Origin of the sequence: Rhizobium sp. WYCCWR10014 (assembly GCF_001657485.1) — a bacterium.
Taxonomy (GTDB): Bacteria; Pseudomonadota; Alphaproteobacteria; order Rhizobiales; family Rhizobiaceae; genus Rhizobium.
Genome location: NZ_LXFU01000045.1, coordinates 165,171 through 185,593, shown reverse-complemented (window position 1 = coordinate 185,593; position 20,423 = coordinate 165,171). Strand labels below are relative to the sequence as shown.

Annotated in this window: 23 protein-coding genes and 1 pseudogene; 4 read left to right on the top strand and 20 right to left on the bottom strand. The window is 56.6% G+C overall.

Annotation, left to right across the window (positions count from 1 at the left end; all coding sequences use genetic code 11):
- Positions 1–22: 22 nt before the first annotated feature.
- Positions 23–1,432, bottom strand: a complete 1,410-nt coding sequence (locus tag A6U98_RS24875; RefSeq protein ID WP_064653624.1) for an MBOAT family O-acyltransferase — start codon at positions 1,430–1,432, stop codon at positions 23–25.
- A gap of 378 nt (positions 1,433–1,810) precedes the next feature.
- Here A6U98_RS24875 and A6U98_RS24870 point away from each other — a divergent pair, with 378 nt between their 5' ends.
- On the top strand, positions 1,811–3,118 hold the full coding sequence (locus tag A6U98_RS24870; RefSeq protein ID WP_156667891.1) for a hypothetical protein: 1,308 nt from the start codon (positions 1,811–1,813) through the stop codon (positions 3,116–3,118).
- 172 nt (positions 3,119–3,290) lie between these two features.
- On the opposite strand, the gene A6U98_RS24865 is transcribed toward A6U98_RS24870, so the two are convergent.
- The 9 genes from A6U98_RS24865 to A6U98_RS24820 form a co-directional block, all read right to left on the bottom strand.
- Entirely contained in the window at positions 3,291–3,581 is a 291-nt protein-coding gene (locus A6U98_RS24865) for a hypothetical protein (protein WP_064653620.1), read from the bottom strand.
- A 60-nt stretch (positions 3,582–3,641) separates the two neighbouring features.
- Positions 3,642–3,965, bottom strand: coding sequence for a hypothetical protein (locus tag A6U98_RS24860; protein WP_245304571.1), 324 nt, complete (start codon positions 3,963–3,965; stop codon positions 3,642–3,644).
- Positions 3,962–4,240, bottom strand: a complete 279-nt coding sequence (locus tag A6U98_RS24855; protein WP_064653618.1) for a hypothetical protein — start codon at positions 4,238–4,240, stop codon at positions 3,962–3,964. Before A6U98_RS24855 ends, A6U98_RS24860 begins: the two co-directional genes overlap by 4 nt.
- Positions 4,237–5,040 (bottom strand): hypothetical protein, encoded by an 804-nt coding sequence (locus tag A6U98_RS24850; RefSeq protein WP_064653616.1) that lies wholly within the window; start codon positions 5,038–5,040, stop codon positions 4,237–4,239. Before A6U98_RS24850 ends, A6U98_RS24855 begins: the two co-directional genes overlap by 4 nt.
- A 178-nt stretch (positions 5,041–5,218) precedes the next feature.
- On the bottom strand, positions 5,219–5,512 hold the full coding sequence (locus A6U98_RS24840) for a hypothetical protein (RefSeq protein WP_064653613.1): 294 nt from the start codon (positions 5,510–5,512) through the stop codon (positions 5,219–5,221).
- Positions 5,509–5,730, bottom strand: coding sequence for a hypothetical protein (locus tag A6U98_RS24835; protein ID WP_064653611.1), 222 nt, complete (start codon positions 5,728–5,730; stop codon positions 5,509–5,511). The genes A6U98_RS24840 and A6U98_RS24835 overlap by 4 nt, the downstream gene beginning before the upstream one ends.
- A 9-nt stretch (positions 5,731–5,739) precedes the next feature.
- The gene (locus A6U98_RS24830) at positions 5,740–5,952 is read right to left on the bottom strand and encodes a helix-turn-helix domain-containing protein (protein ID WP_245304570.1); all 213 of its coding nucleotides are present in this window, start codon (positions 5,950–5,952) and stop codon (positions 5,740–5,742) included.
- 119 nt (positions 5,953–6,071) lie between these two features.
- Positions 6,072–7,031: a hypothetical protein gene (locus A6U98_RS24825; protein ID WP_156667890.1), complete on the bottom strand. Its 960-nt coding sequence runs from the start codon at positions 7,029–7,031 to the stop codon at positions 6,072–6,074.
- A 150-nt stretch (positions 7,032–7,181) separates the two neighbouring features.
- The gene (locus A6U98_RS24820; RefSeq protein WP_064653607.1) at positions 7,182–8,537 is read right to left on the bottom strand and encodes a site-specific integrase; all 1,356 of its coding nucleotides are present in this window, start codon (positions 8,535–8,537) and stop codon (positions 7,182–7,184) included.
- Between the two features lie 407 nt (positions 8,538–8,944).
- Between A6U98_RS24820 and A6U98_RS24815 the strand changes: the two genes are divergently transcribed.
- The gene (locus tag A6U98_RS24815) at positions 8,945–9,574 is read left to right on the top strand and encodes a DUF5343 domain-containing protein (protein WP_064653605.1); all 630 of its coding nucleotides are present in this window, start codon (positions 8,945–8,947) and stop codon (positions 9,572–9,574) included.
- A gap of 122 nt (positions 9,575–9,696) precedes the next feature.
- Positions 9,697–10,164, top strand: coding sequence for a Swt1 family HEPN domain-containing protein (locus A6U98_RS24810; protein ID WP_197496439.1), 468 nt, complete (start codon positions 9,697–9,699; stop codon positions 10,162–10,164).
- A 50-nt stretch (positions 10,165–10,214) separates the two neighbouring features.
- Here A6U98_RS24810 and A6U98_RS24805 read toward each other — a convergent pair whose 3' ends face one another.
- From A6U98_RS24805 to A6U98_RS37820, 8 genes and pseudogenes are all read right to left on the bottom strand, one after another.
- Positions 10,215–11,222 (bottom strand): hypothetical protein, encoded by a 1,008-nt coding sequence (locus A6U98_RS24805; protein ID WP_064653603.1) that lies wholly within the window; start codon positions 11,220–11,222, stop codon positions 10,215–10,217.
- A 240-nt stretch (positions 11,223–11,462) separates the two neighbouring features.
- Positions 11,463–12,089 (bottom strand): recombinase family protein, encoded by a 627-nt coding sequence (locus A6U98_RS24800; RefSeq protein ID WP_064653601.1) that lies wholly within the window; start codon positions 12,087–12,089, stop codon positions 11,463–11,465.
- A 107-nt stretch (positions 12,090–12,196) separates the two neighbouring features.
- Positions 12,197–12,574 carry a MarR family winged helix-turn-helix transcriptional regulator gene (locus A6U98_RS24795; RefSeq protein ID WP_064653599.1) on the bottom strand — a complete coding sequence of 126 codons (378 nt, stop codon included), beginning with the start codon at positions 12,572–12,574 and terminating at the stop codon, positions 12,197–12,199.
- A 331-nt stretch (positions 12,575–12,905) separates the two neighbouring features.
- Positions 12,906–13,196, bottom strand: coding sequence for a hypothetical protein (locus tag A6U98_RS24790; RefSeq protein ID WP_064653597.1), 291 nt, complete (start codon positions 13,194–13,196; stop codon positions 12,906–12,908).
- Between the two features lie 59 nt (positions 13,197–13,255).
- Positions 13,256–13,798 carry a hypothetical protein gene (locus A6U98_RS24785; protein ID WP_156667889.1) on the bottom strand — a complete coding sequence of 181 codons (543 nt, stop codon included), beginning with the start codon at positions 13,796–13,798 and terminating at the stop codon, positions 13,256–13,258.
- Positions 13,791–14,180, bottom strand: coding sequence for a hypothetical protein (locus tag A6U98_RS24780; protein ID WP_064653593.1), 390 nt, complete (start codon positions 14,178–14,180; stop codon positions 13,791–13,793). Before A6U98_RS24780 ends, A6U98_RS24785 begins: the two co-directional genes overlap by 8 nt.
- 1,190 nt (positions 14,181–15,370) lie before the next feature.
- The gene (locus A6U98_RS24770) at positions 15,371–15,559 is read right to left on the bottom strand and encodes a hypothetical protein (protein WP_156667888.1); all 189 of its coding nucleotides are present in this window, start codon (positions 15,557–15,559) and stop codon (positions 15,371–15,373) included.
- Between the two features lie 548 nt (positions 15,560–16,107).
- Positions 16,108–16,263: pseudogene (locus A6U98_RS37820) on the bottom strand (type II toxin-antitoxin system ParD family antitoxin); the annotation flags it as partial.
- A 212-nt stretch (positions 16,264–16,475) separates the two neighbouring features.
- Here A6U98_RS37820 and A6U98_RS24765 point away from each other — a divergent pair.
- On the top strand, positions 16,476–17,504 hold the full coding sequence (locus A6U98_RS24765) for an IS110 family transposase (RefSeq protein ID WP_064653587.1): 1,029 nt from the start codon (positions 16,476–16,478) through the stop codon (positions 17,502–17,504).
- Between the two features lie 660 nt (positions 17,505–18,164).
- Here the strand turns inward: A6U98_RS24765 and A6U98_RS24760 are convergent.
- Positions 18,165–19,211, bottom strand: a complete 1,047-nt coding sequence (locus tag A6U98_RS24760) for an HNH endonuclease (protein ID WP_064653585.1) — start codon at positions 19,209–19,211, stop codon at positions 18,165–18,167.
- 1,011 nt (positions 19,212–20,222) lie between these two features.
- Positions 20,223–20,387, bottom strand: a complete 165-nt coding sequence (locus A6U98_RS36920) for a hypothetical protein (protein ID WP_156667887.1) — start codon at positions 20,385–20,387, stop codon at positions 20,223–20,225.
- Positions 20,388–20,423 lie beyond the last annotated feature (36 nt).

The window sequence follows — 20,423 nt, the reverse complement described above, 5'->3', positions numbered from 1 at the left end:
CCGGCGGCGCGCGGCGGCCGCCTCAGAATTGGAAGTAGATGAAGGCATCCGTTGGGCCTTTGTCGAAGATCGATAACGTCAGCATGGCGGCGTAGCAAGTTGCCATGAGCATGCTGTTCTTCTCGCTTATCCGCTTTGGTATGAGATGGGCGAACATGACGGGCGCGGCATAAATCGCAATTAGAGCATATTGATCCCCGTCGAACGTGAGGTCTCTTGACGCATTGATTATTGTGTCGATGTAGAGCCAGGCATGATCGAAGTTCTGCAGCTTAAAAAAAAGCCACAGCCAAGAGACCAATGCGAAAATCAGCCCCGAGTACCCTATCTGCAACGCAACGGCCGCGACACCCTTCGACGGAAGATTCCGAGCCAGCGGGGCAAAGGCCCGCTCGACGCACAACGCCAAACCATGAGCTACGCCCCAGAGAAGGAATGAGATTGCTGCGCCATGCCAGAGGCCGCCAAGTGCCATCGTGACAAACAGGTTGACGTATGTTCGGATCGGGCCGCGTCTATTTCCGCCGAGCGGAATATAGAGGTATTCGCGCAAGAAACTCGACAGGCTGATGTGCCACCTTCGCCAGAAGTCGGAAAAAGAACGCGCTGTGTACGGCCGATTGAAGTTTATCGGCAGCCTATAGCCTAACAATGCCGCAGATCCGATCGCGATAGCGGAATAGCCGGCGAAGTCCGCGAAGATTTGATAACTGTAGCAGAAGAGCAGCGCGAGAAGGTCGTACCGGCCAAGCCCCTGGAACGTTGCTGGTTGATCCATCCAAACAGTGAATTGGGCAAGATTGTCGGCTACGAATGATTTGAAAAAGAGGCCCCAAATAATCCACTTCACTGCCTCTGCGAATGGCACATCTTGGATCGTCTTTTTGCCAATCTGAGGCATGAACTGATGCGCTTTCACGATGGGCCCCGCCACGATCTGCGGAAAGAAGATCAGATAAAGGAGGCCGTTGCGGAGGAAGCGCGAAAAGTTCAAACCTCCGGAGAGGTCGTCTTTTGTGAATTGCTGCCTGTAGGCATCCCCAATCAAGCTTATGCAATGAAAGGTATAGAAGGAGATCCCGATCGGGAGCGGGACGTAAAGCAAGTTCTCCATCAAGCCGGCCGGAGCGCGGGTGGTTAGTGGTTCGATGAACAGGAACTTGTATTTGAAGAACCCCAACACGAGGAGGTTCAAGGTGATGCCATAGGCCATCAGGCGCTGCGACTCATATCTATCTTTAAGAATGAGATACGTGACCGTGCTTGACGCCATTGAAACGACCAGCAGCAGCGGCAACTCAACTGGTTGTGACCAGCCGTAAAAGAAGAGGCTAGCTGAAAGAAGGATTGCGATCTGCAGCCGGGGAAATAGGTAGTAGAGCACGAACACGATACAAAATAGCGTCGCGTATTCAAGCGAAATGAAATTCATTGCAGTTCCAGAGAGCTAGCTGTTCGCGACGTGCGTACACGATTGCCAGAAATCCCACAATCCGGACACCTTAATTACGAGTTTCTATACAGGTGCCATCGGTTGGAAGGGCACACTTTCGTGTAAATTCGCTGTGGTAACCGATGATTCACGCGATGGCTTGTAGTGAACATGCCTCTAGTTAGCGGAGACGGACGGGATGAGCTGCAAAATCATCGCACTCTTCATTTTGACCGCCGGTGTTCTGCGCTCATCAGCAGATCGGCGGTATATTTCAGACTTCTAAAGTTCAAGTTGAAAAAATATGTAATGCTCGCTCATTTAGGGGTGACAAGGCCTCGACGTTGCGCGATTAGTTCCGCAACTGAGGGACGAGACATGCACGGCATTAGAATGAGGGCGGGATTATTGTTCTCGCTTTCTGCAACGACACTGGTTTTTTTCAACTATCTCTATTTTTTGAAATGGTATCAGCTTTCCGGAAGTCGCTTCTGGGTGATTGCATTGATCATCATTTCAGCGCCGCTCGCGCTGATGGCCTTCAGGGGCTACCAGCGCCTACTGTTGCCGGCGGCAATTCTTGGCCTCTACTGTTGTTATACCGTGGCCGGTTACTTCGTGTTCCGTGCGCCTGAATTCGACATTCACTATCTCGTCCAGTTCCTGCTTACCGCGCTGCCCTTCTTCGCTGCCGGCATCCTGGCGGGACAAAGGCCGGCGGGGGTCGTCGCAGTGGCGCTGATCGCTGGCGGCGCGTTGACGCTCGCTTTGCCCGTCGCGTGGATCCGTTTCGGCTCCTTGTGGCAAGGCGATGACTTCCGCAACATTCTGGGAATCCCGCAAATTCCTGGCAGGACGCCCTATTACAGCTATTACCAGCTAGTCGCCTATGGCATTGCGCTTGGCGCTATCCCGATCTTCGTTTGGCTTCTGACGAGGGCGCGTGCTCCGATCGCGCTGGTGGCCGGCCTGGCGGTCACGCTGTTGCTTGCCGAGCTCGGGTCGCGAACTATCTTCCTGCTGCTGCCAGTCGTGTTTACGGCGCTCGTGTTCCGCCTTAAGGGCTTGGCGCATGCCGCCGTGTTCTTCGGCCTGTCGGCTGCGCTCCTGGTTGGTGTCTTCTATGCGCCGATCGCGCGCAATCTCGCCGTCGTCCAGCGCATGGAAGGGGAGACGGAGCGATACGAGCAGGGAGCAATCTTCCGTCCGAAAACGGACGATCATAATCCCTATGATACCGCTGGCGCATTCGATACCGGAGACGGCAACGACCATCGCACCTGGTCGCGACAGACGCTTTTCGGCTTCGCCTTTAAAGGCTGGGTTTCAAGCCCGACCGCCATCGCCTTCGGCCACGGTCTCGGATCTTACTCACTCGATCTGACGGGTGTCTATCCTGGATGGCTGCCTGCGCCGCGCGAGGGCGAGATCTATCCGCACAACTGGATACTCGAGGCGGGCTATGAAGGCGGCGCCATCGCGGTCCTTCTGCTGGGTCTGGTGCTTGTGTTTCCGCTCTGGCGCGTTCTCAAGGATCAGGAAACCTCTGACGGCGCGATTTCGATCGGCGGCATGTATCTGCTGGTGTTCGGCGCAGCGTTTTTATCGGGCGGAATCGTGCTGAACTATACGCTGTTCTTCCTATGCGGGGCGGCGCTCTCGGCGCAGGCGAGGGCGACCTACTAGTTGCGACCGTGGCGCTTCGTCCGACAGGACCGCGCCGGTTGGCGCCAGTTATTTCGACTGCTTGCGTGACCGCGCATTGAAAGCCTCAAGATGAGGCCAAGGTTTGTCGTTTCCGTCAGTTGGGGTGACGCCAAGTGCCCGCGGGTCGCTGGTGCCATCAGGATAGGGCGGCTCAGGCATTCCCATCCACATCGCCGTCTTCGTCGAGGTCGTGCACCGGCAAATAGGTGTTCTTCTCCATCCACTCCCGGACGATAAACCTGATCGTATCATTGCGCGTCTTGCCGAACTCGCCGGCCAGGTCTCGCAAGGCGTCCTCGACGTCATCCTCCATCGAGACGGCCGCGGCGTTGCGCAGCCGCAGCGCCGCGCGGCGAAGCAAGATCTGCAGGTCCGGTCGCGAGATATCTGCGATCCGGTCGGCGGCGTCTTCGAGAAGGGCGGCACTGTCCGTGGTGCTCATGGCGCCGAACGTGACATGGAGTGCGATGAAGTCAAGACCGCCGGCAGCGTACTCCGGAGCCTACACCGATAGGCCAAGGTGATCGAAGAACCTGCGTACTCTCGGATGGTGCCTGTTTCCGCCTCTGAGCAACTCCAGGGCTTCCATGTCTCCATGCATTACCATCTCAAGCGCCGGAGCGGAAATCTCGATCGGCGCGCCGCTATTCGTCTGCCGGCTGATACCGAAGAGCTTGCACCAAGTCCGCAGTGTCCTGTCCGTCTTGCCAGTGCGGTGAACTGCTTCCTTCAGAGTTATGATATCGCTCCGCTGCATGAGGATAGGCCACGCGCCGGCCGCCACTTCAGGAAGGCTTTCAGAATTCTCTATAGGTGCGTTCATCATGCAGCGCTCCTGCTGCTTTCGCGCCTATCAGCAAGCCGGATCACCAAGGTGTCGCGAAACGGTGGCGTGTAGCCGCGGACCAGGGCGCCGAAGAAAGCCGCGGCCTTTCGCTCGAACCGTTGGCGCCCGTCAAGGATCTGGGCGCCGGTGGGAGGGTCGCCGCAGGGGGCGTTACGGTAACGACCATGTAACGTTACATCGCGTGACGTCACGCGACCACTACCATCAGTCTGCCGACTGGCTGCCCATTCCAGCAAGTCAAGCTGCTCGCTCATGCTGCATCCTCCACAGGGGCCAGGATATTCGAAGCCATCCGAGGAGTTAGGACACCTGCCTGCAGCATGCTCTGCAGCCGGCCCCGGACGATGTCAGGCACAGCCCGGCCGTCGCAAATGGCCTCCATCATCGCTTGAGCTTCGTCTTGATCGCTTGGCACAGGAATAGGCTCGTCGGGATCGTCTCCGCGGGACATCTCCTCATACCCGGCGGTCTCAGAGAGGCCGATTTGCTCTCTCGGCTGCTTTTCCTGCGTGCCGCCTGTGAATTCGCTGCTTGCTATTAAGATATCTCTCCCTTCAGAGAATATACCTCTAGGGATTAGTCTAGGGATTTGGGGCTCATTTTGATCCGAACGGGGGGTTCCTTTTGATCCCCCCATGTCATTTTTAGGGGGCTCATTTTGATCTCCCCTTTTCGCAGCTCGGGTGCGGAGAAGCTTCTTTCCCTCGCGGCGGTCTTCCGCGAGTTTCTCACGCACGAGAATGATGTGTTCATCAATCTCCTGCTTCCGAGCATTGCGCAGGCGATATTGAATCGCTCCCTCGGCGGTCTTTCCGATTGGCTGTAGATAACCGAGTCTCGACAGGAGTTTCCTTGTTCGTTTGATGGTGGCCTCGCCCAGATCGGTGCGCGCCACTAGCTCGCTCTTCGCCATGAACGCAACTGGCGAGGCTTCTGACGCAAAATGCAGATAGGCCTTAATGACCTTGAGGCATGCCGGAGTGCATTGCGGATCCGCGTTTACGGTGTCCAGGAAGTCGAATTTCCATGTTGCGCTCGCCGCTTCCACCGTCATCCGAATGCCCTCCGCAAGGTCCGGAACTTCTGCGCCAAGCCACAGGCTTGCGCCGCCTCAAGCGCGCTCAGGGAGAACATCGCGCGGATGGTTGGAACCACCCTTGCGGGTGGCTCCTTCTCGTCAGCGAGCCATTGGGCGGCTGCAATAACCCGTTGGTTATGTGTTTGGGGATCGCTCATGCCGCCTCCCTTCCGTTGTCCAGAATTTCGACTTCCGAGCGCAGGACGTATCGAGCGTGCGAACCAGGAAACGGGCCGCCGTGGGTTTCGTCGAGCGTTTGTATGGTGAAGCCGAAACGCCGCAGCTTGAACACATAGTGACTCCACCGCGGGCCGGGATGATCGATCGGAGTGCAACCACCTTCGCCGGCCGTGACGAGGTTCTGAAGCGCCCAGGCGTCCCGCCCGACGACTTTGGTAGGCGCGCCGTCGGGGAGAATCCGGGCGGTTATGATAAGGCGCTTTGTCATGCTGCGTACCCTCCAAGGCCAGAGAGCCGGCAGATCGTTTTCGCGTGCCAATAGGTCACGCTGAAGCGACGCATGACGGAGCGAACCGCCAGCAATTCGGATTGAATTTCAGGGTGGATTTCTGTAGGGTCCTGGAAGTCGACGCTGCTGGAAAAAGCTTTGACTTTCAGACCCCGGTTGGCGCCTGCACGCGCCGCCGGGTTTTGCATTTTGATCATGGCCTCCCCCTAGGCTGCGACCGACGTGGAACGGCGGCGTTTGGAGGACAGCCATGCGTCCAGATCCGCGGGATCGTAGACGACGGACTTGCCAAGCTTGATGTATTCCGGGCCGCCCCCGGTGAGGCGCAGCTTGTTCAGCGTGGAAGCCGATACCCCCGTGTAAGTGGCGGCGTCGTCGGTACGGAGCATGCGTCGCTGATTGGGCGAGATGTCGAGCAAAGTGGTTTCCTCATCATTGGTGCAGACACCCGATGTGTCCGCTGAGAGGAAGGTCTCACCTTTGATTTCAATGCGTTAGCGACATTCTGCGACAGGTCGCCGTCTGTCGCCCGCTGTCGTTATTTGTCCAAAAATGTCGCGCCTATTTTCTTGAAGTATCGTTGGTATGTCCTCGGATCGGGAGTCTTCGTATATTGAAGAGTAGATTTGAGGTATTTATCGACGGCAGCCTGGAGCTGTCCTTTCGCACTCGGCGTCGGTCCACCCTGCCAGATTTGTTGGATTGCAGCATGAATGTCTCGCTCAGTAGCGGTGAACTCGAACCCACCATCTTGAGAGATAGTGACGCTAGCTCCTTCAGGCCTTGCGGATGTATTTTCGGTAGCCTTAAGGCTGACTTGGTCGGCGACCGCCGAAGTATCTAACGAGGGGGCTCGTTGTAAGCTGCCCGACAGCCCATCTTCTCCAGCTGATGCATTAAGTTGTTCAGGCGACGGCGCGATAGCGTTGAGTTCAGTTTCATCAACGAAAACATATTGGAACCTGTCGCCGCCGACTGCATTACCCGTCGCGTTTTGCGGATCCATTTGGCACCAATAGAAAATGCGATCATGGTCTTCCACATTCCACCACTTTCGATCCTGCGGCCGCGAAAAGGCGCCGCCCCGCTTTGGCCGTAAGACGAAGGTCAAGCGGCCGTCGAGAATGGCTTTCTTTATGAAACGCCGACAGGCTTCACGACGCTGAAGTTTGGGCCTTCGTTCGGCATCGATTTTGCCTGCTTCTTGGAGCCCTGCTGTCCATTCCTGGCTTGAGAGTTTGGGGATCACTTCACCGGCCTGGCCATAGCGGATGGTATATTCGCGCCGGAATTCCGGCCTCCTCAATGCGACGAGCTCATGTATGATTCGCCTTTCGCGCGGCCTGGCGTCCAAGCTCGAAAGCGGATAATCAACACCATTGATCGTCGACGCCAGCGCAAACAGATCAGGCGTGACGTTCTCTGTTCCGTCCCAACTATCGGGAAACAAGAACCTCCCAACGCGATCCACTGCATTGCCAAGGAAAATATATCCCATGGCGTCGTCCGGCCACCGACTCCGATCGGCCCAAAACTTAATTGAATCATTCAATGCAGCACCTCGCATTGCACCGAAAGTGCCGCAGGGAAACCGGGGGTGCTGCCCGGCTTTTCGGATGGCCGTCCTATCCCTGCAGTAGCTTCGCGATCAGCTTTTTCCTGGTCGCAATGGATGCACATTCTCTCGCCGCGGGCGGTCCCCCATGGCGTCGACGATTTTCGATCCGATCAAGTCGGAGGCGCGGCGTTTCGGATCGTCTGCGAGATGCGCGTAACGCTCGGTCGTCTTCATCTGCGTATGCCCGAGCAGCTTCCCGATGATCTGGAGGCTTAGGTTCGCTTCGACGCCGACCGAGGCATGAGTATGGCGCAGGTCATGTATGCGAACCCGAAGCTTTGGATCGTCGGCCGCGGCATCAAGCCCGGCCCGCTTCCGAATATGGTGCCAAGGCCGTTTGAGGTCCGATCGAGGACGATGCTCGATCTTGCCATCGCCGTGGACCTTCGGCTCGCCTGGAATGACGTAAGGGCCGACTTTCGACAGCTCCGTCAGAATTAGCTGCGCCGGCCCATTCAAGATGATGGTTTTCTTCCTGGTCTTGCTGTCGTCAAGAAAGAGCAGCCCGCGCTGCAAATCGACGTTCGACCACTTCAGTTTTAGGATTTCACCGCGGCGGGCGCCAGTCAGGATGAACAGGCGAATAGCAGCGGCAGAGAACTGATCAATCTTAATCCGACGATTCTCCGCTTTCGGCGCGTGCTTGACCTTTTTGTCGGGGTCCGGGTCCCAGGGGATGCCGTCAGTTTCCGCTTCTCGAATGGCGTCGCCAAGGCGGGCCAGCTCTTCGCCTGTCAAATATCGTTCGCGATTGTCCTCTGGGTACTTTTTGATGCCGCTCGCGGGGTTCTCAATCTTCGGGATGGCTTTTGTATCCATCCCCCAGGTGTACATGGAGCTGACAGTGGACAGGACCCGGTTTGCCGTAACGGGCTTGTCCTTCAAGGAAACGTGCAGCTTCTCGATCTCACCGGTGGCGACATCCTTTGCCTTCTTCCGCCCCAGTGTCTCGGAAGCGATATTCAGCCAGCGGGCGTAAAGATTGTATGTCGCACTCTTCTGCTTCGCGTCGACGGTCCGCAGGTAATCATCCTTTAGAGCGTCAAAGGTCGGCGACGCCCGATCGGCGCTCTTTTCTTTCGCTGGATCACCACCCTGGACGACCTGAGCGAGTACGGTCTTGGCTACGCGTCGAGCTTCATCCGGGGTGACCTTCTTCGTGCTGCCGATGGTGTAACGTCGCGTCGGAGCTTCGCGGCCAGACCCGAAGCGGTAGATGACAAGATAGGTCATAGAGCCTGACGTACGGACACGGATCGCGAACCCTGTGACGACCGTATCTGAAACAAAGAATTCTTTGTCGCCCGGCTCAATGCGTTTGATCAGGTTGAGGGTAATCTCTGCCGAGGTCGATGAATTGATCGGAGCAGCATCTTTTTTTGCCATCTAAAGGGTCCGGGAAGCACCAGGGAAGTGCCAAGTATGAAAATAGCGGAAACATCTGGATATACAGTACCAGAAATTGCTTTGAATGGAAGGGGTTAAGGCAATGCCTAGCAACTACCGGAAACACGCGGAAACGGTGGCCCGTTGCATGGCATGCAAGAGGTCAGCGGTTCGATCCCGCTTAGCTCCACCATTCCTCATTACCCATAGATTTATTGATTGAAAACAAGGCATTACAGCGTTTTTTCATATTTATTCTGACCAACCATTCTGACCAATGATCCGGTTTTAGGATCGATTTGGATCGGTAGGTATTTCAGATTGCGGCGACTCGTTGAAACTCAACCCGACTCAATCCATAAATGTGGTGGTGTCGACGTTCGGCTCTCCTCATCAATGGACCTTAGATGGCTGACACTCTTCCATATCTCCCTACACCGGGCTCAATACGCACCGCGCTTGAACGCATACGTGATGCGGCGACGCCAGATCGAGTGACAACTGACTTCATTCAAACGAAGCTCGCCATCAAAGGTGGGACGGGTGCCAGCATCGCCGCTTATCTCAAGAAGATCGGTTTGGTGAACTCGGACGCCAGTCCGACCGATCTCTATAAGAGATTTCGCAACACCCAGACTTCGGGCGCGTCAATCGCAGAAGCAATTCGGATCGGCTATCGGGAGCTGTTTGATATCAACGAATATTGCTACGCGCTCAACGACAAAGACTTGCTGTCACTAGTGTGCCAAGCGACTGGTGCCTCTGCTGCTAGCCGTACGGCAGAGCTAACCATCGCAACATTCAAGAACCTCAAGGCATTTGCTGACTTCGATGCAAAGTCAAAGACGGTCGATACCATGTCCGAGGAGGTGGTCACGCCTACCACGCCGACGTATCGAGCACCCACGAACAACCAAGAAAGTCTCGGACTAAACCTCTCGTACACCATCAATCTCAACCTGCCGGCTACATCAGATCAGGCTGTGTTCAACGCGATCTTTCGCAGCTTGAGGGAGCATCTGCTGAATGGTGAGTAGGGCGCTGGTGGAGAAAATCAAATCCTTCGGCATGACAAACCAGATGATTTGCCGAGGACATCAGCGCCATCGAACGGCGATATAACATCGAACTGGGCCACATTCGCGGGCAGAGCGAGACGGTGGAAAGCGACTATTATCCTCAGCTCGACGCAGCAGTGCGGGCGGAAGGCGCTATGATGGCTCGCCACTATGAGGTTTTTTATTCGCTCGAACGCTCAATTAGGGCATTGGTTCGAGACACGCTAATAACCGAGACACAGAGTGAGGACTGGTGGAACGGCTCAAAGATACCGCAAGCTATCAAGGATGAGGTTATCAAGCGTGTCCAGAAGGAGCTTGATGCTGGCGTCAGCAGGCGTTCTCAAGATGCCTTGGACTACACAACGTTTGGCGAGTTGTACGATATAATCAATTCTCATTGGTCACTATTTGGCTCGCTATTCAACAGCCGGAAGGGCCTTGAGAAGGTCATTGCCAGCCTAAATGCGCTCCGCAATCCCATCGCTCACTGCTGCCCATTAGCCGAAGACGAGGAGCTTCGCTTGCGGATTACCGTTCGAGATTGGTTTCGCTTGATGGAGAAGTAGCCGAAACGGTGGATTGTCGCGCCACACGGTGTCGCCAAGACGCGAAATCGTCACATAGCCTGGGCGTTCTGCGACAAGATTTTCATGACTGCCGAGGTGGACGCGGTAGCTTCGAGGCAGAGTTCAGCGAGCTGCCTAGTTGCCGTCCGTCGATGGTGCAAGTTCAAGCCTAAGTCCACTGAAGCCCTCGCATGGCCACGAACCTCCTTGAAGCTGTCCCCGGGAAAGACGCTGTGAAGGAAGGCTTCGAGCATCCTCTTCGCATCTGTCGAACTGGGCTTCACGCCGTCAAGCGTCACGTGCCGCTCCCCATCGTAGACCGCCTGTCCAACCGAAATGAGCACCTCTCTGCAGAGCATGCCCACCGTCTGGAAGTCCTCCTCGTTCGTCGCTCCAGCGAGTTGAGCTTGCGCCTTGCTAAGCGCTCTATCCACCCGCTCCCATCCTGTGGGTTCTCGCTCGACGACAGCGATGCTCGTTCGATTTGACGCAGCAGCGATGAGAGGGTCGAACAGTTCTCTGACATACTGGCGACGGTCGGCGTATTGAGGCAGGTGAGCCCGCCAATAGTGGTACCAAGACCACAGATCATCATGAGGGTTGCTGTACGACAGACCAAGCGCGGGCACAGAAGATTTGAGGTCCACGTGCCGCGCCCGGTAGTAATCGTTGACGTCCTGTATGCGTTGACCGCCCGTTGCCACGCTGATCATCATCTCTTTCTGCAAGATGAGGTTCGGCAGCGCGGCTTCCGAGCCCTCGACCTGATCCACGTTGCTCGGTTCAGCGTGGATATCGTCAGGATCGAGACCATAGTTCAGTTGAAACGCTGCCTCGTTCGCACAGAGGGCTTCCGCAAGCCGCTTGCGGTCATAGTCGGGCAATGCTCGTATGGCGTCAGAAAAGGGCCGTGGAGCGGTCAGCACGAGTGTATCTTGATCCAAATCCCACGGCCCTCTGCTAGACCGCACTGACAGTACTGCCATCGATATGAGGTAAGCGAGGTCGAAGCGCTGGAGCTTCAGCAGGTACTTCTGGCTGTTGATCAAACCGGTCATGGGCGACTCGCGATGAAACCCCCGAAGTATACCATGTGCTGCGAGCGGCTAGGGCGCGTTTCACAACTTATCCCGTGCTATTCATCTGCTTCCCCGATCCTGACCAGATAGGGACCTATCCTGTCTCGAACTGCCACCCAATTAGAGGGACGATCAACAAAAATGCCGCCCCCGAAATCTCAGGAACGGCTGAAGTCGAAAACAAACATAATCAGGGTAAGAGAAACGAACGCCTGCGAATTAGGACGTGATCTCACCCGAGACACGCTTTGCCAGGCGGGCCAGCGTGGACCGAGAGCAGCCCGTTCCGGCCACAATGCTGTTCCAGCTCATTCCGGCTTCGAGCATCTTGATGATGCCCTCGTTGCGTTTCTCGTCTTCAGGCCGGCCCTTGTAGCGGCCATCGGCCTTGGCCTTTACGATGCCTTGCGCCTGTCGCCGTCTGCGGTCCTCGTAATCCTTGCGGGCGATAGCAGCGAGCATGTCGAGCATCATCCCATTGATGGCGTCCATCATACGGCTGTGAATGTCGTCCTTGTCTGCGGTGGCCATCATCCAAGAGGTCGGCAGGTCGAGCGCTACGACCTTCACCCTACGGCGCTGTATCTCTGTCTTCAGGAGTTCCCAGTCTTCAGCGTTCAATCGGCTGAGGCGGTCCACCTGTTCGATCAGGAGAACATCGCCCGGGTGGCAGTCATGGAGAAGACGGAAAAGCTCGGGGCGCTTCAGTGAGGCCCCGCTCTCGTTCTCGATGTAGGTGGCTGCGATTTTCAGTCCACGTTCTTCAGCGAACGCGAGGAGGTCGTCCCGCGCACGGTTGGCGTCTTGGCCTTTGGTGCTGGCGCGAAGGTAAGCTCGAATATGCATGGAAACCACCTGAGTTCGTTTTGGGTGGTTCGCTTATCGGTGGTTCGTTTTGACTTGTCAATGGCGATATATCGAACCACGGCAAATGCAGTTCGATCAAGGTACACTCAATTGGAACCAGCATCCCGAGTCTGACCCATTGCCGCTACTCTATTGGCCAGCTCAATGCCAGCAGGGGTCAGTCGCAGTCGAACTTGCCGCGCGTCGAGAGGGTCGCGCTGCTGCGTTATCAGCCCGAGACCAGGGTCGCCTCTGCGGTTCACATCGCTGAGCGCCATAACGTTCCGCGAGACCGATGACTGACTGAGGCCCAAAAGCTTCAGCAACTCTCGCTGATAGACGCCGGTTCTCATGGCAATGATGAGGAAGACTGAGACGGTCTGCATCGGGATGTCTGGGTATCGTTCGCGAAACAACTCAATGAGCTGGAAGGCCTTGAACAAGCCGCGCCAGTTGTCTTTCGGATAAGTGCTGGTGGTCGTCATCTCGCCTTTCCTATTGGTGAAGACATCGCTTTCTTTGTCAGCGATACCAGTTGATGCCCAAACGGAATCGTAGCGAGGCAGAGAACTGGTGGCAATAACCTCTTGGAATCTAGAAAGAATTTGTTTCTCGTGGTTGTGGCTAGATCTGTGGATATGTGTGGACAGAGGCGGCCGGGGGGAACGGCCGGTTCTCTATATCTGATTTGACCTCAGAAATTTTCGCTGCAGATATTTCTGCCTCCACCTACCCCCAACTACAAAGGACGATGAACAATAGGAGTGTGTGTTGATGCCGCAGCGCTTTCTGACATCGGTAATAATTGAGGTGACGTCACCCACGCTTCACCAGCCGCGCTTGATTGAAAGCTGCCTCAGTCAGCAGGGCATGAGACCCTAGCGGCTGATCACGGTCGAAGATGGCAAGATCATTATACGGAATGCGTGCCTCAGTGAGGGCAGACCGGTAATCGCCGTCCTCATCAGCCTTGAGGCCGAGATGGTGGCCTATGTCTCGGGCGAGGTGGTAATTCATCCCGCCGATCTCGACGAGGCGGAAACGGACCGCTGGAATGGTTTCGTCGTGGGAGTCGACCGTGACGGTCTTGATACGGGGAAAGTTCATGTGCTTACTCGTTGGCTGTGGTGGTGGTACGGGAACCCCCGCTTGCGGCGAGGCAATAGTTATCGACGGCGCTGGGCCTCAGCCTCACGGACCTGGAAGCCGTTGTAAGAATCGAGACCAACGCCAGCGATCTTCAGGCCGGTGTTGAAGAAGGACGGAGCGGCTGCCCGCTGGACCGAGTTGATGCGGTCCTCAGCGTTGGCCCTGATCCCCTTCATCTCGTTATTGAGCTGGGAGAGCGTCCATTCGGTGTTCTGATCGGTGCGGTCGTTGGCTGCCGCAGCTCGGCCATCGAACTCAGCCAGGAGGGCGTCGACCGACAGGCCCGAGACACCAGCCTCGCCGGCAGCCACCGTAGCGGTCGCCTTGGCCTCGCGCGCCTCGCGTACCGTGTCCATCTTCTCAGCCGCGCCCTTCTCCTGCTCCTGCAGCATGCGCTGCTGGGTCTGGAACATCTGGTCACGGGCATTCTGGTTCGCCCTGGCGGCGTTCTCTTTGTAGAGCTGGTTCTGCTGCTCGGCGGCTGTCTTCTCAGCCTGATAGCTGAGGCCCTGCTGTAGCGCCCCGACAGTGAAGCCCAGCATGGATAGGGGATCACACATCAGTCGCCTCTTTTGCGATCAGAGACGCCTGAGCATTGAGTGACGAGAAAACAGGCCAAGCCTCACGGACGCTGTGCAGCGCCAGCCAGAGAAGCTTATCAAGACCGCTCTCCGAGACGATCAGGACCGCAGGCGCCCCACAGAGAACGCTAGGTAGCCTGCCCAGCGCCTTCTGGCTGTCTGTAAGCGCCCTCACGTACTTGGCGGCACCATGTCGAGGATTGAAGACGCCGACCGCTCGGCAGACGTCGACGGCGACAAACCAAGGCTGACCGTCAAGAAGGGCAAAGCGTATCGGGGTGGATTGATAAAACAGGGTATGGATATTGTTCAACGGCAGGGTCGTGCCGTGGCCGCTATTCGCGGACGGTTCGTTGTGCATGTTAAGCTCTTGTGGGTTTGTGGTGGTGGTGGTGTGCGATCAGCGCGGCATTGGGGAAGACCGGCCCTCTCGTCGGCAGGACAATGCGACAAGAGGACCGATGGCCACCACAGCCACAAGAACGAGGGGCCACGGCAATGAATTCAGCCATGGGTCAGCGCACTCTCAGGTGTCGAGGGTCCATTTGATGGACTGTGCGCGTGGTCGTCGAGAGGTTTAGGCGCCCCTTATAGGTTCACCTTAAGGTCTTCCTTGGGGACAGGTATTAGGTGGATGAGGGTTCTATCCACTTCCATGCTTCATAAAGATCATTCGGAGAGAAACCTCTTTTTCATCAGTCCCCTCTCCTCATCCTTTATTCTTGGTCTTCCCCTTCCGGAGTTCTCCTTAAGTGGGTGGTAATTGGATATGTGATTTCCCTCTGGGGGTTCTCCTTAAGTGTAAGCGCTGTTTTCCTAGACGTTGAACAAGAACCGTTGCCGACGCACGGTTGTCATCTAGACCACAGAAATGAGCCCGAAGTCGGTATCAATGTCAGAACGAGATAATGATTTCACCTACCTGTCTGCTCCTTAAAAGGACTGCGTGATGGCCCGGCTCTGCACCCTCGGCCAAGTTGAACTTTAAAAGCTTCCCCGTCTGGCTCAAGTTAATGTTCGATGGGCGATATGAGATGAAACAGTGCTTCATCCCGCAGGAGACAATCGGACGAACTGAGTCGTCGTCGTAGCGGTGTAGTGAAAGATTGATGTCAGGTAGCTTTTGGTTAGCCAATTGGCACGGGTACTCCGCGCAAGCCACCTCGCCATAAATTGGCTCTTGTTGGTCGATGAGGATAGCGTACCGAAACATTCTAGTGGGTACGGACTCCTCGGCGAGAGCGCCGCCTCCGTTAAAGCCTAAGGCCGCGCAGAGTAAAATCAGGTTGCGAAGCATAAGGCGGGTCTCCGGTGAGCTGAATTATTGCTCCCACGATTTAGCCAAAGTATGGTGGTGTTCACGAGGAGTAGTTCCACGGCATTAGCTCATCGACACGTCTCTGCTTGTGGCCGGCGGCAATCACGGTAGCCACGCTGGGCAGAGCGACCAGGGAGCGTTGCCTAAGGCTTGGGCAAGGTGACGCCGCAGTGCGGGAGCCAGTAGTGCCGCCCCGCAGAAGCTCTACGGGGCTGGCGGTGAGGCTTCTGCGGTCAGGCGGTGGCCGCGTCAGTGTCGCTGGCCTGCGCTTCGCGATAGACGTGGAAGGCCAAGTAGCACCGACCAATCCAGAATTGGTGATCATTGCCCTCGCTAAGGCGGTCATAAAAGCGGTCGAGGATGCGCCGCTCCTCGATCTCGAAGTATGCCTCGAACCACGATGTCCGTTTGAAGATTCGCATTCTCATGGTGTTGAACTATGCCCCAGTTGAAGTTTGTCCCGGCCGGAACAACACCGTTAGACTCTCACTCAAGATTCGCGTCAAGAGCAATAAATCCATTTATTTTCAATTACTTATCCACCGGTGAATTGGTCGGCGCGGAAGCGGATGGATATCAAGGCATTAGTGAAATCGTCGGTGAATTGATTGATTAGAAAAATTCTTGTGCCTTCGGACCTGGTGCAAGCTCTTCGGTATCGGCCGGCAGACGAATGGTGGCGTACCCATCGAGATTTCTGATCCAGCCGCCCTTGAGATGGTCATGCCCGAGGACTTGGAGGCGCTGGAGCTGCTCAGAGCCGGATACAGAGAGTGCGCAGGTTCTTCAATCACCTTGGCCTGTCTGCGTAGACTGCCAAGGGGACAGCTATCCCGGTCGGCGGCTATTGAGCGCAATTCTGCAGCAGACGGGTCGTAATTTCCATTTGAGCGGCGGACCGCCACTTTATGGCAGCTACGAGTGGGCCCTTGACTTCACCCTCAGCTGGTGGAAACGACAAACCTTTGCGTCATCTGGAGGCTTTCAACGCACGGTCACGCAAGCTGTCGAAATAGCTGGCGCCAACCGGCCCGGTCCTGTCGGACGAAGCGCCTTCAAGCAGAAGGTCGCGCAAACGTTGCCGCGGTTTGTCAACACTGATTTTCTCGCGAACATACTCACTGCTTGGTTGAGACGGTCGGGAAGGCATCAAAATCTCCAGTTCGTGCTAAGCCGCCAGCGAGGTTAGATCTGAACACAGCATTTACAGCAATTACAGCATTTACAGCATTGGCGACCAACCCTTCATCACAAAAGCTCCTGATCGCCCCCCGGTCACACAGCTTACACGTTCCGAGCAAAAGATTGCTCCCGCAACTTCAACAAGAGGATCGGAGCATGGACAAGATTGCGACAATCGGGTTGGACATAGCCAAGCAGGTATTTCAGGTCCACGGCGCGGACGCGCAGGGCGCTACGTTATTCAATCGGAAATTACGACGCAGCGAGGTTCGGCGGTTCTTCGAGAAACATTCCCCTTGTATCGTGGCAATGGAAGCCTGCGGAAGCGCCCACTACTGGGGGCGCGAGATCAGCGCGTTGGGGCATGAGGTACGAATATTGCCGGCGCAGTATGTGAAGCCGTTTGTCACCCGTGGAAAGACCGACGCGGCCGACGCCCTAGCCATAAGCCAAGCGATGAAACGATCTGATATCCGGTCCGTGCCGGTGAAGACCGCAGCTCAGCAAGCGGCTACCATGGTTCTGCGCACGCGAACCTTCTTTGTCCGTCAAAGAACAAATGCGATCAACGCACTGCGCGGTCATATGGCTGAGTTCGGCCTCGTCGCAAATCGCGGTATTACGAATATCGGCAAACTTGTCGCTGCACTTCCAGAGCGAGGCGACGCTCGCATTCCTCCGGCGGCGCGTCTCATGCTCGATGAAATCCTAGCGGAGATTGAGACACTTACGGTGCGAATTCACCGGCTCGACGACCAGATCGCAGCCCATGCAAAGCAGGACGAGGATCATTGCCGGCTGACGGCTATTCCTGGCGTTGGAACACTGACAGCATCCGCTATTCTAGCGCACGTGCCTGATCCTGGCTGCTTCAAATCCGCTCGCCACTTTTCGGCGTGGCTCGGTCTGACGCCAAAGCAGAATTCGAGCGGCGAAAAGCTGCGATTGGGAAAAATCTCGAAGATGGGAAACGGTGATCTGCGCTCCCTTCTTTATATTGGCGCTAGGGGTGTACTTAGCGCGGCTCGCCGGTTCGGAACACGCTCTGGATGGCTGCGGAGGCTTATGGACAGGCGCCCATTCAAAGTGGTCGCAATCGCGCTCGCCAATAAAACTGCGAGAGCAATATGGGCGTTGCTCACCAAGGGCGGAAGCTACCGCGCGCCGGAACTCGTGGGGAATTAGAGTTTTAGCCGTGGAGTTTTAGCGGGGCACCAACAGGTGTGGGAGCCGTCAGCGGCAGCATGACAAGTTCCAAGTAGGACTGGCTGGGAACAGGATAGGCGCCATTGGAGCGCGAGGGATATAATAGCCATCTACTTGCCGTGATGAGAATGGGTCAGCGTCTGAGAACAGACGACTAGGCCGCTAAGTATGTTGGGTCATAGCGATTGGCCGCTCGATACAATTCCTGCACCGCGGGTCGTTCAGTTTTATGCTGAGCGGCCCGCTCTCGGCTCGGCTTTCATGCGTGCCGGCGGCCGGACTGGCTCGTCTCCTAGTGGCCCGCAATTGCACCGCCCTCGTCCAGACGAGGTAGAGAGCTAACAGAGACACAAACGTGGGAGCCCCGCCGAAGAGGGAACAAAAAGACGCCGCCGATCGTAATACCGTTGGGCCGTGCGGAGGTGTGTATTAGAACAGCCATGCACTTCGATACTCTGTGCGGCCCGCTCCTGTAATGCATCAACCCATCTCCAAGAGGGTTCTTTTTCAGGCGTCGGCCGCATCGCGCAGACTCCACCCGCGCAACTTCTTCGCATTGTTCATTTCCGGCATTGTCAGTCTCGGTCGTAAAGTGGCCGCCAGCCGCGGGGCGTTTGCCTGAGAGTGACGGGGCGGAAACTACATGACCTCACCATGGATGATGCGGTGGCAGTTCGCACAAAGGCACTTTAGGTCTTCCAGACGGGTGTGCGTTTTACCTTCCATTTTGGCAACTGCCACCATGTCGTGGTGAACTTCGATACAGGCGTCACCATAAGGCCCAAGGCTTCTCGATGGAATTAAACCGCAGCGCTCGCAGAAGAGGTGTCCGTGTTTCTCGATGAAGCGTCGCTTTTTCATTCGCGCGAGGCCCGGTGCGCGCTCACGGCGGAGGTGCTGGACGCGGACAAGCGAACCCTCGGCCCAAGACCGCTCATCATCGAACTCCGAGTGGGGCGATGACGTTTCCTCGTCCTTGGGGATGATTGGGTAACCCGCATCCTCGATGATTTCGAAGCAAGGCGTCCCCACGCCCCCCGAGAAATCGCTCGGCATAGCGGGGTGGCCGATCACCCCCGTTAGAGCTATCCCGAAAACTGCCTTCGGTGGAAAACGCTCGCCCGTCGGCAAGAGGACGTCGTAGTCGGTTGAATCTTGGAAGCCGTGCTGCACACCGGACTTGAAGGCCTCAATCGCCTCGTCAATCATCCAAGGCTCGACACGCCTCAGCGTCTCCGCGGGGAGGCGTGAGGAACGTGTACGCACATCCGAATTGAGGAGCTTCACCAACTCTCCCGCTGATGCGCCCGATACGCCAATGCGGACACGCTTAGTGCTGTTGCCGTGCCCCTTGGTCCCGATCGGGCGACCCTTTGCCGCTCCGCGCTGGCCAATCAGTGTGACGAGTTCGTCAACCGGGAGGGTGAATTCCGCCGCGTCCAACAGTTGACGGTCAAGTTCCGGCCAGTTCTGAGCAACGGTGCTGTCCAGCCAAACCCCGGAAACCGTCGCATTGCCAGCCATAAGGCGCTCGAGGATCGTCCGGAGTGCCCGTCTGTAGTCAGGGTTTCGAAGGTTGGGCTTACCGAATGCTCCGCCGCGACTATGGACCGTGATGGCGTAGTCCTCCACCTCGACCTTAGCATTGAACGAATTGCCATCACCATCGAATATTGTTGTCAGCATGGAACGTGATTGGTTTGGAGAAACTGCATACGCAAGCCTAAGGCACCGTGGGAGCGACGGTGATAGCGGGGACTAAGTCGAGCTTCAAGATAAAGGCTGGGCAAGGGGCCTTTCGTCCACACTGTGAGCAGATTATGGCAGCCCGCGGCCACAAAGAGAAGGGGCCGCAGTGTCAATGACTGCAACCCCCGTTCTCACCCTCTAGCGAAGGGGCGGTGAGCTCCTTACAGTTCACTGGGAAATGAGCTGCACGGCGACGCTAGGCGTACCTAAACAAAACTGTAAGGATTGCGTTTGTGGATCGCTGTGGAAGAGACTGACGTGGACTATTCCTCAGCCGCAGGCCGCACGTCTCCCCCGGCGTCAGGTCCATCCCGATTGCTTTCTCCATCGCCCGCTTCAATCTGACGCGCTTCACCGCGTCTAAACCGTAGTGCTTCTCGCTCGCCCCCGTGTTGAGGTGCCCGAGTATGGCTGCCTTGTCCGTAGGATGAACGCCGGCAAGGTCGCATCTATCGGCCATGTTGTGGCACAGGGAGTGAACCGCGTGGAGGGGGTCGATGCTGACTTGCGCAGCCACTTCATCAGGGACTGAGAGGCCGTGTTTGGCCCCACAGGTCCAGAGTAGCGAGGAAACGCGAAGAGGTTCTTGCCCCCGCCTGTGACCACTTCCCGCGCAATCTCGAAGTCGGGATGGCGCCATTTCAGGAAGTGTGTAGACCGCTGCACGAAGTATGCATGGGGGGTGTCCAGAGGCTAAACCACCTTAGGTGCGCGTTCACTTGCATCGCGGACGGAGAAAAGACACTGTTGCCACGAAAAAGGACAGACGAATGGGAAAGAATAAGCACACCAGAAAGCCACCCGAGCGCTTTTCGAAAGCGCAGCGTGAGTTGCTCACCGATAAAGAATGGCTTGAACTTGAGAAGCGGACGACAGTTCAGTCTCCAGTCTCTCCATTGAGTAATGCAGTCAGGGCGGTTGGTGTCGATGGGCCAGCGAGGCGTGGGGTCAGCTATAAGTCTTGATCGCTTCATCCATCCCACCGGCTTTCACCTTTTCCTCACCGAGGATGTAACCGCCATCTTGCGGGCCTCCGGTTTGTCGAAGCGCCATTGTCGTGTTTGAAGCACGGCTGGACATGGTGAGCACGGAGGAGGCCGCAGCGTCGATCACTGCGACCCCCGTTCTCACCCTCTAGCGAAGGGGCGG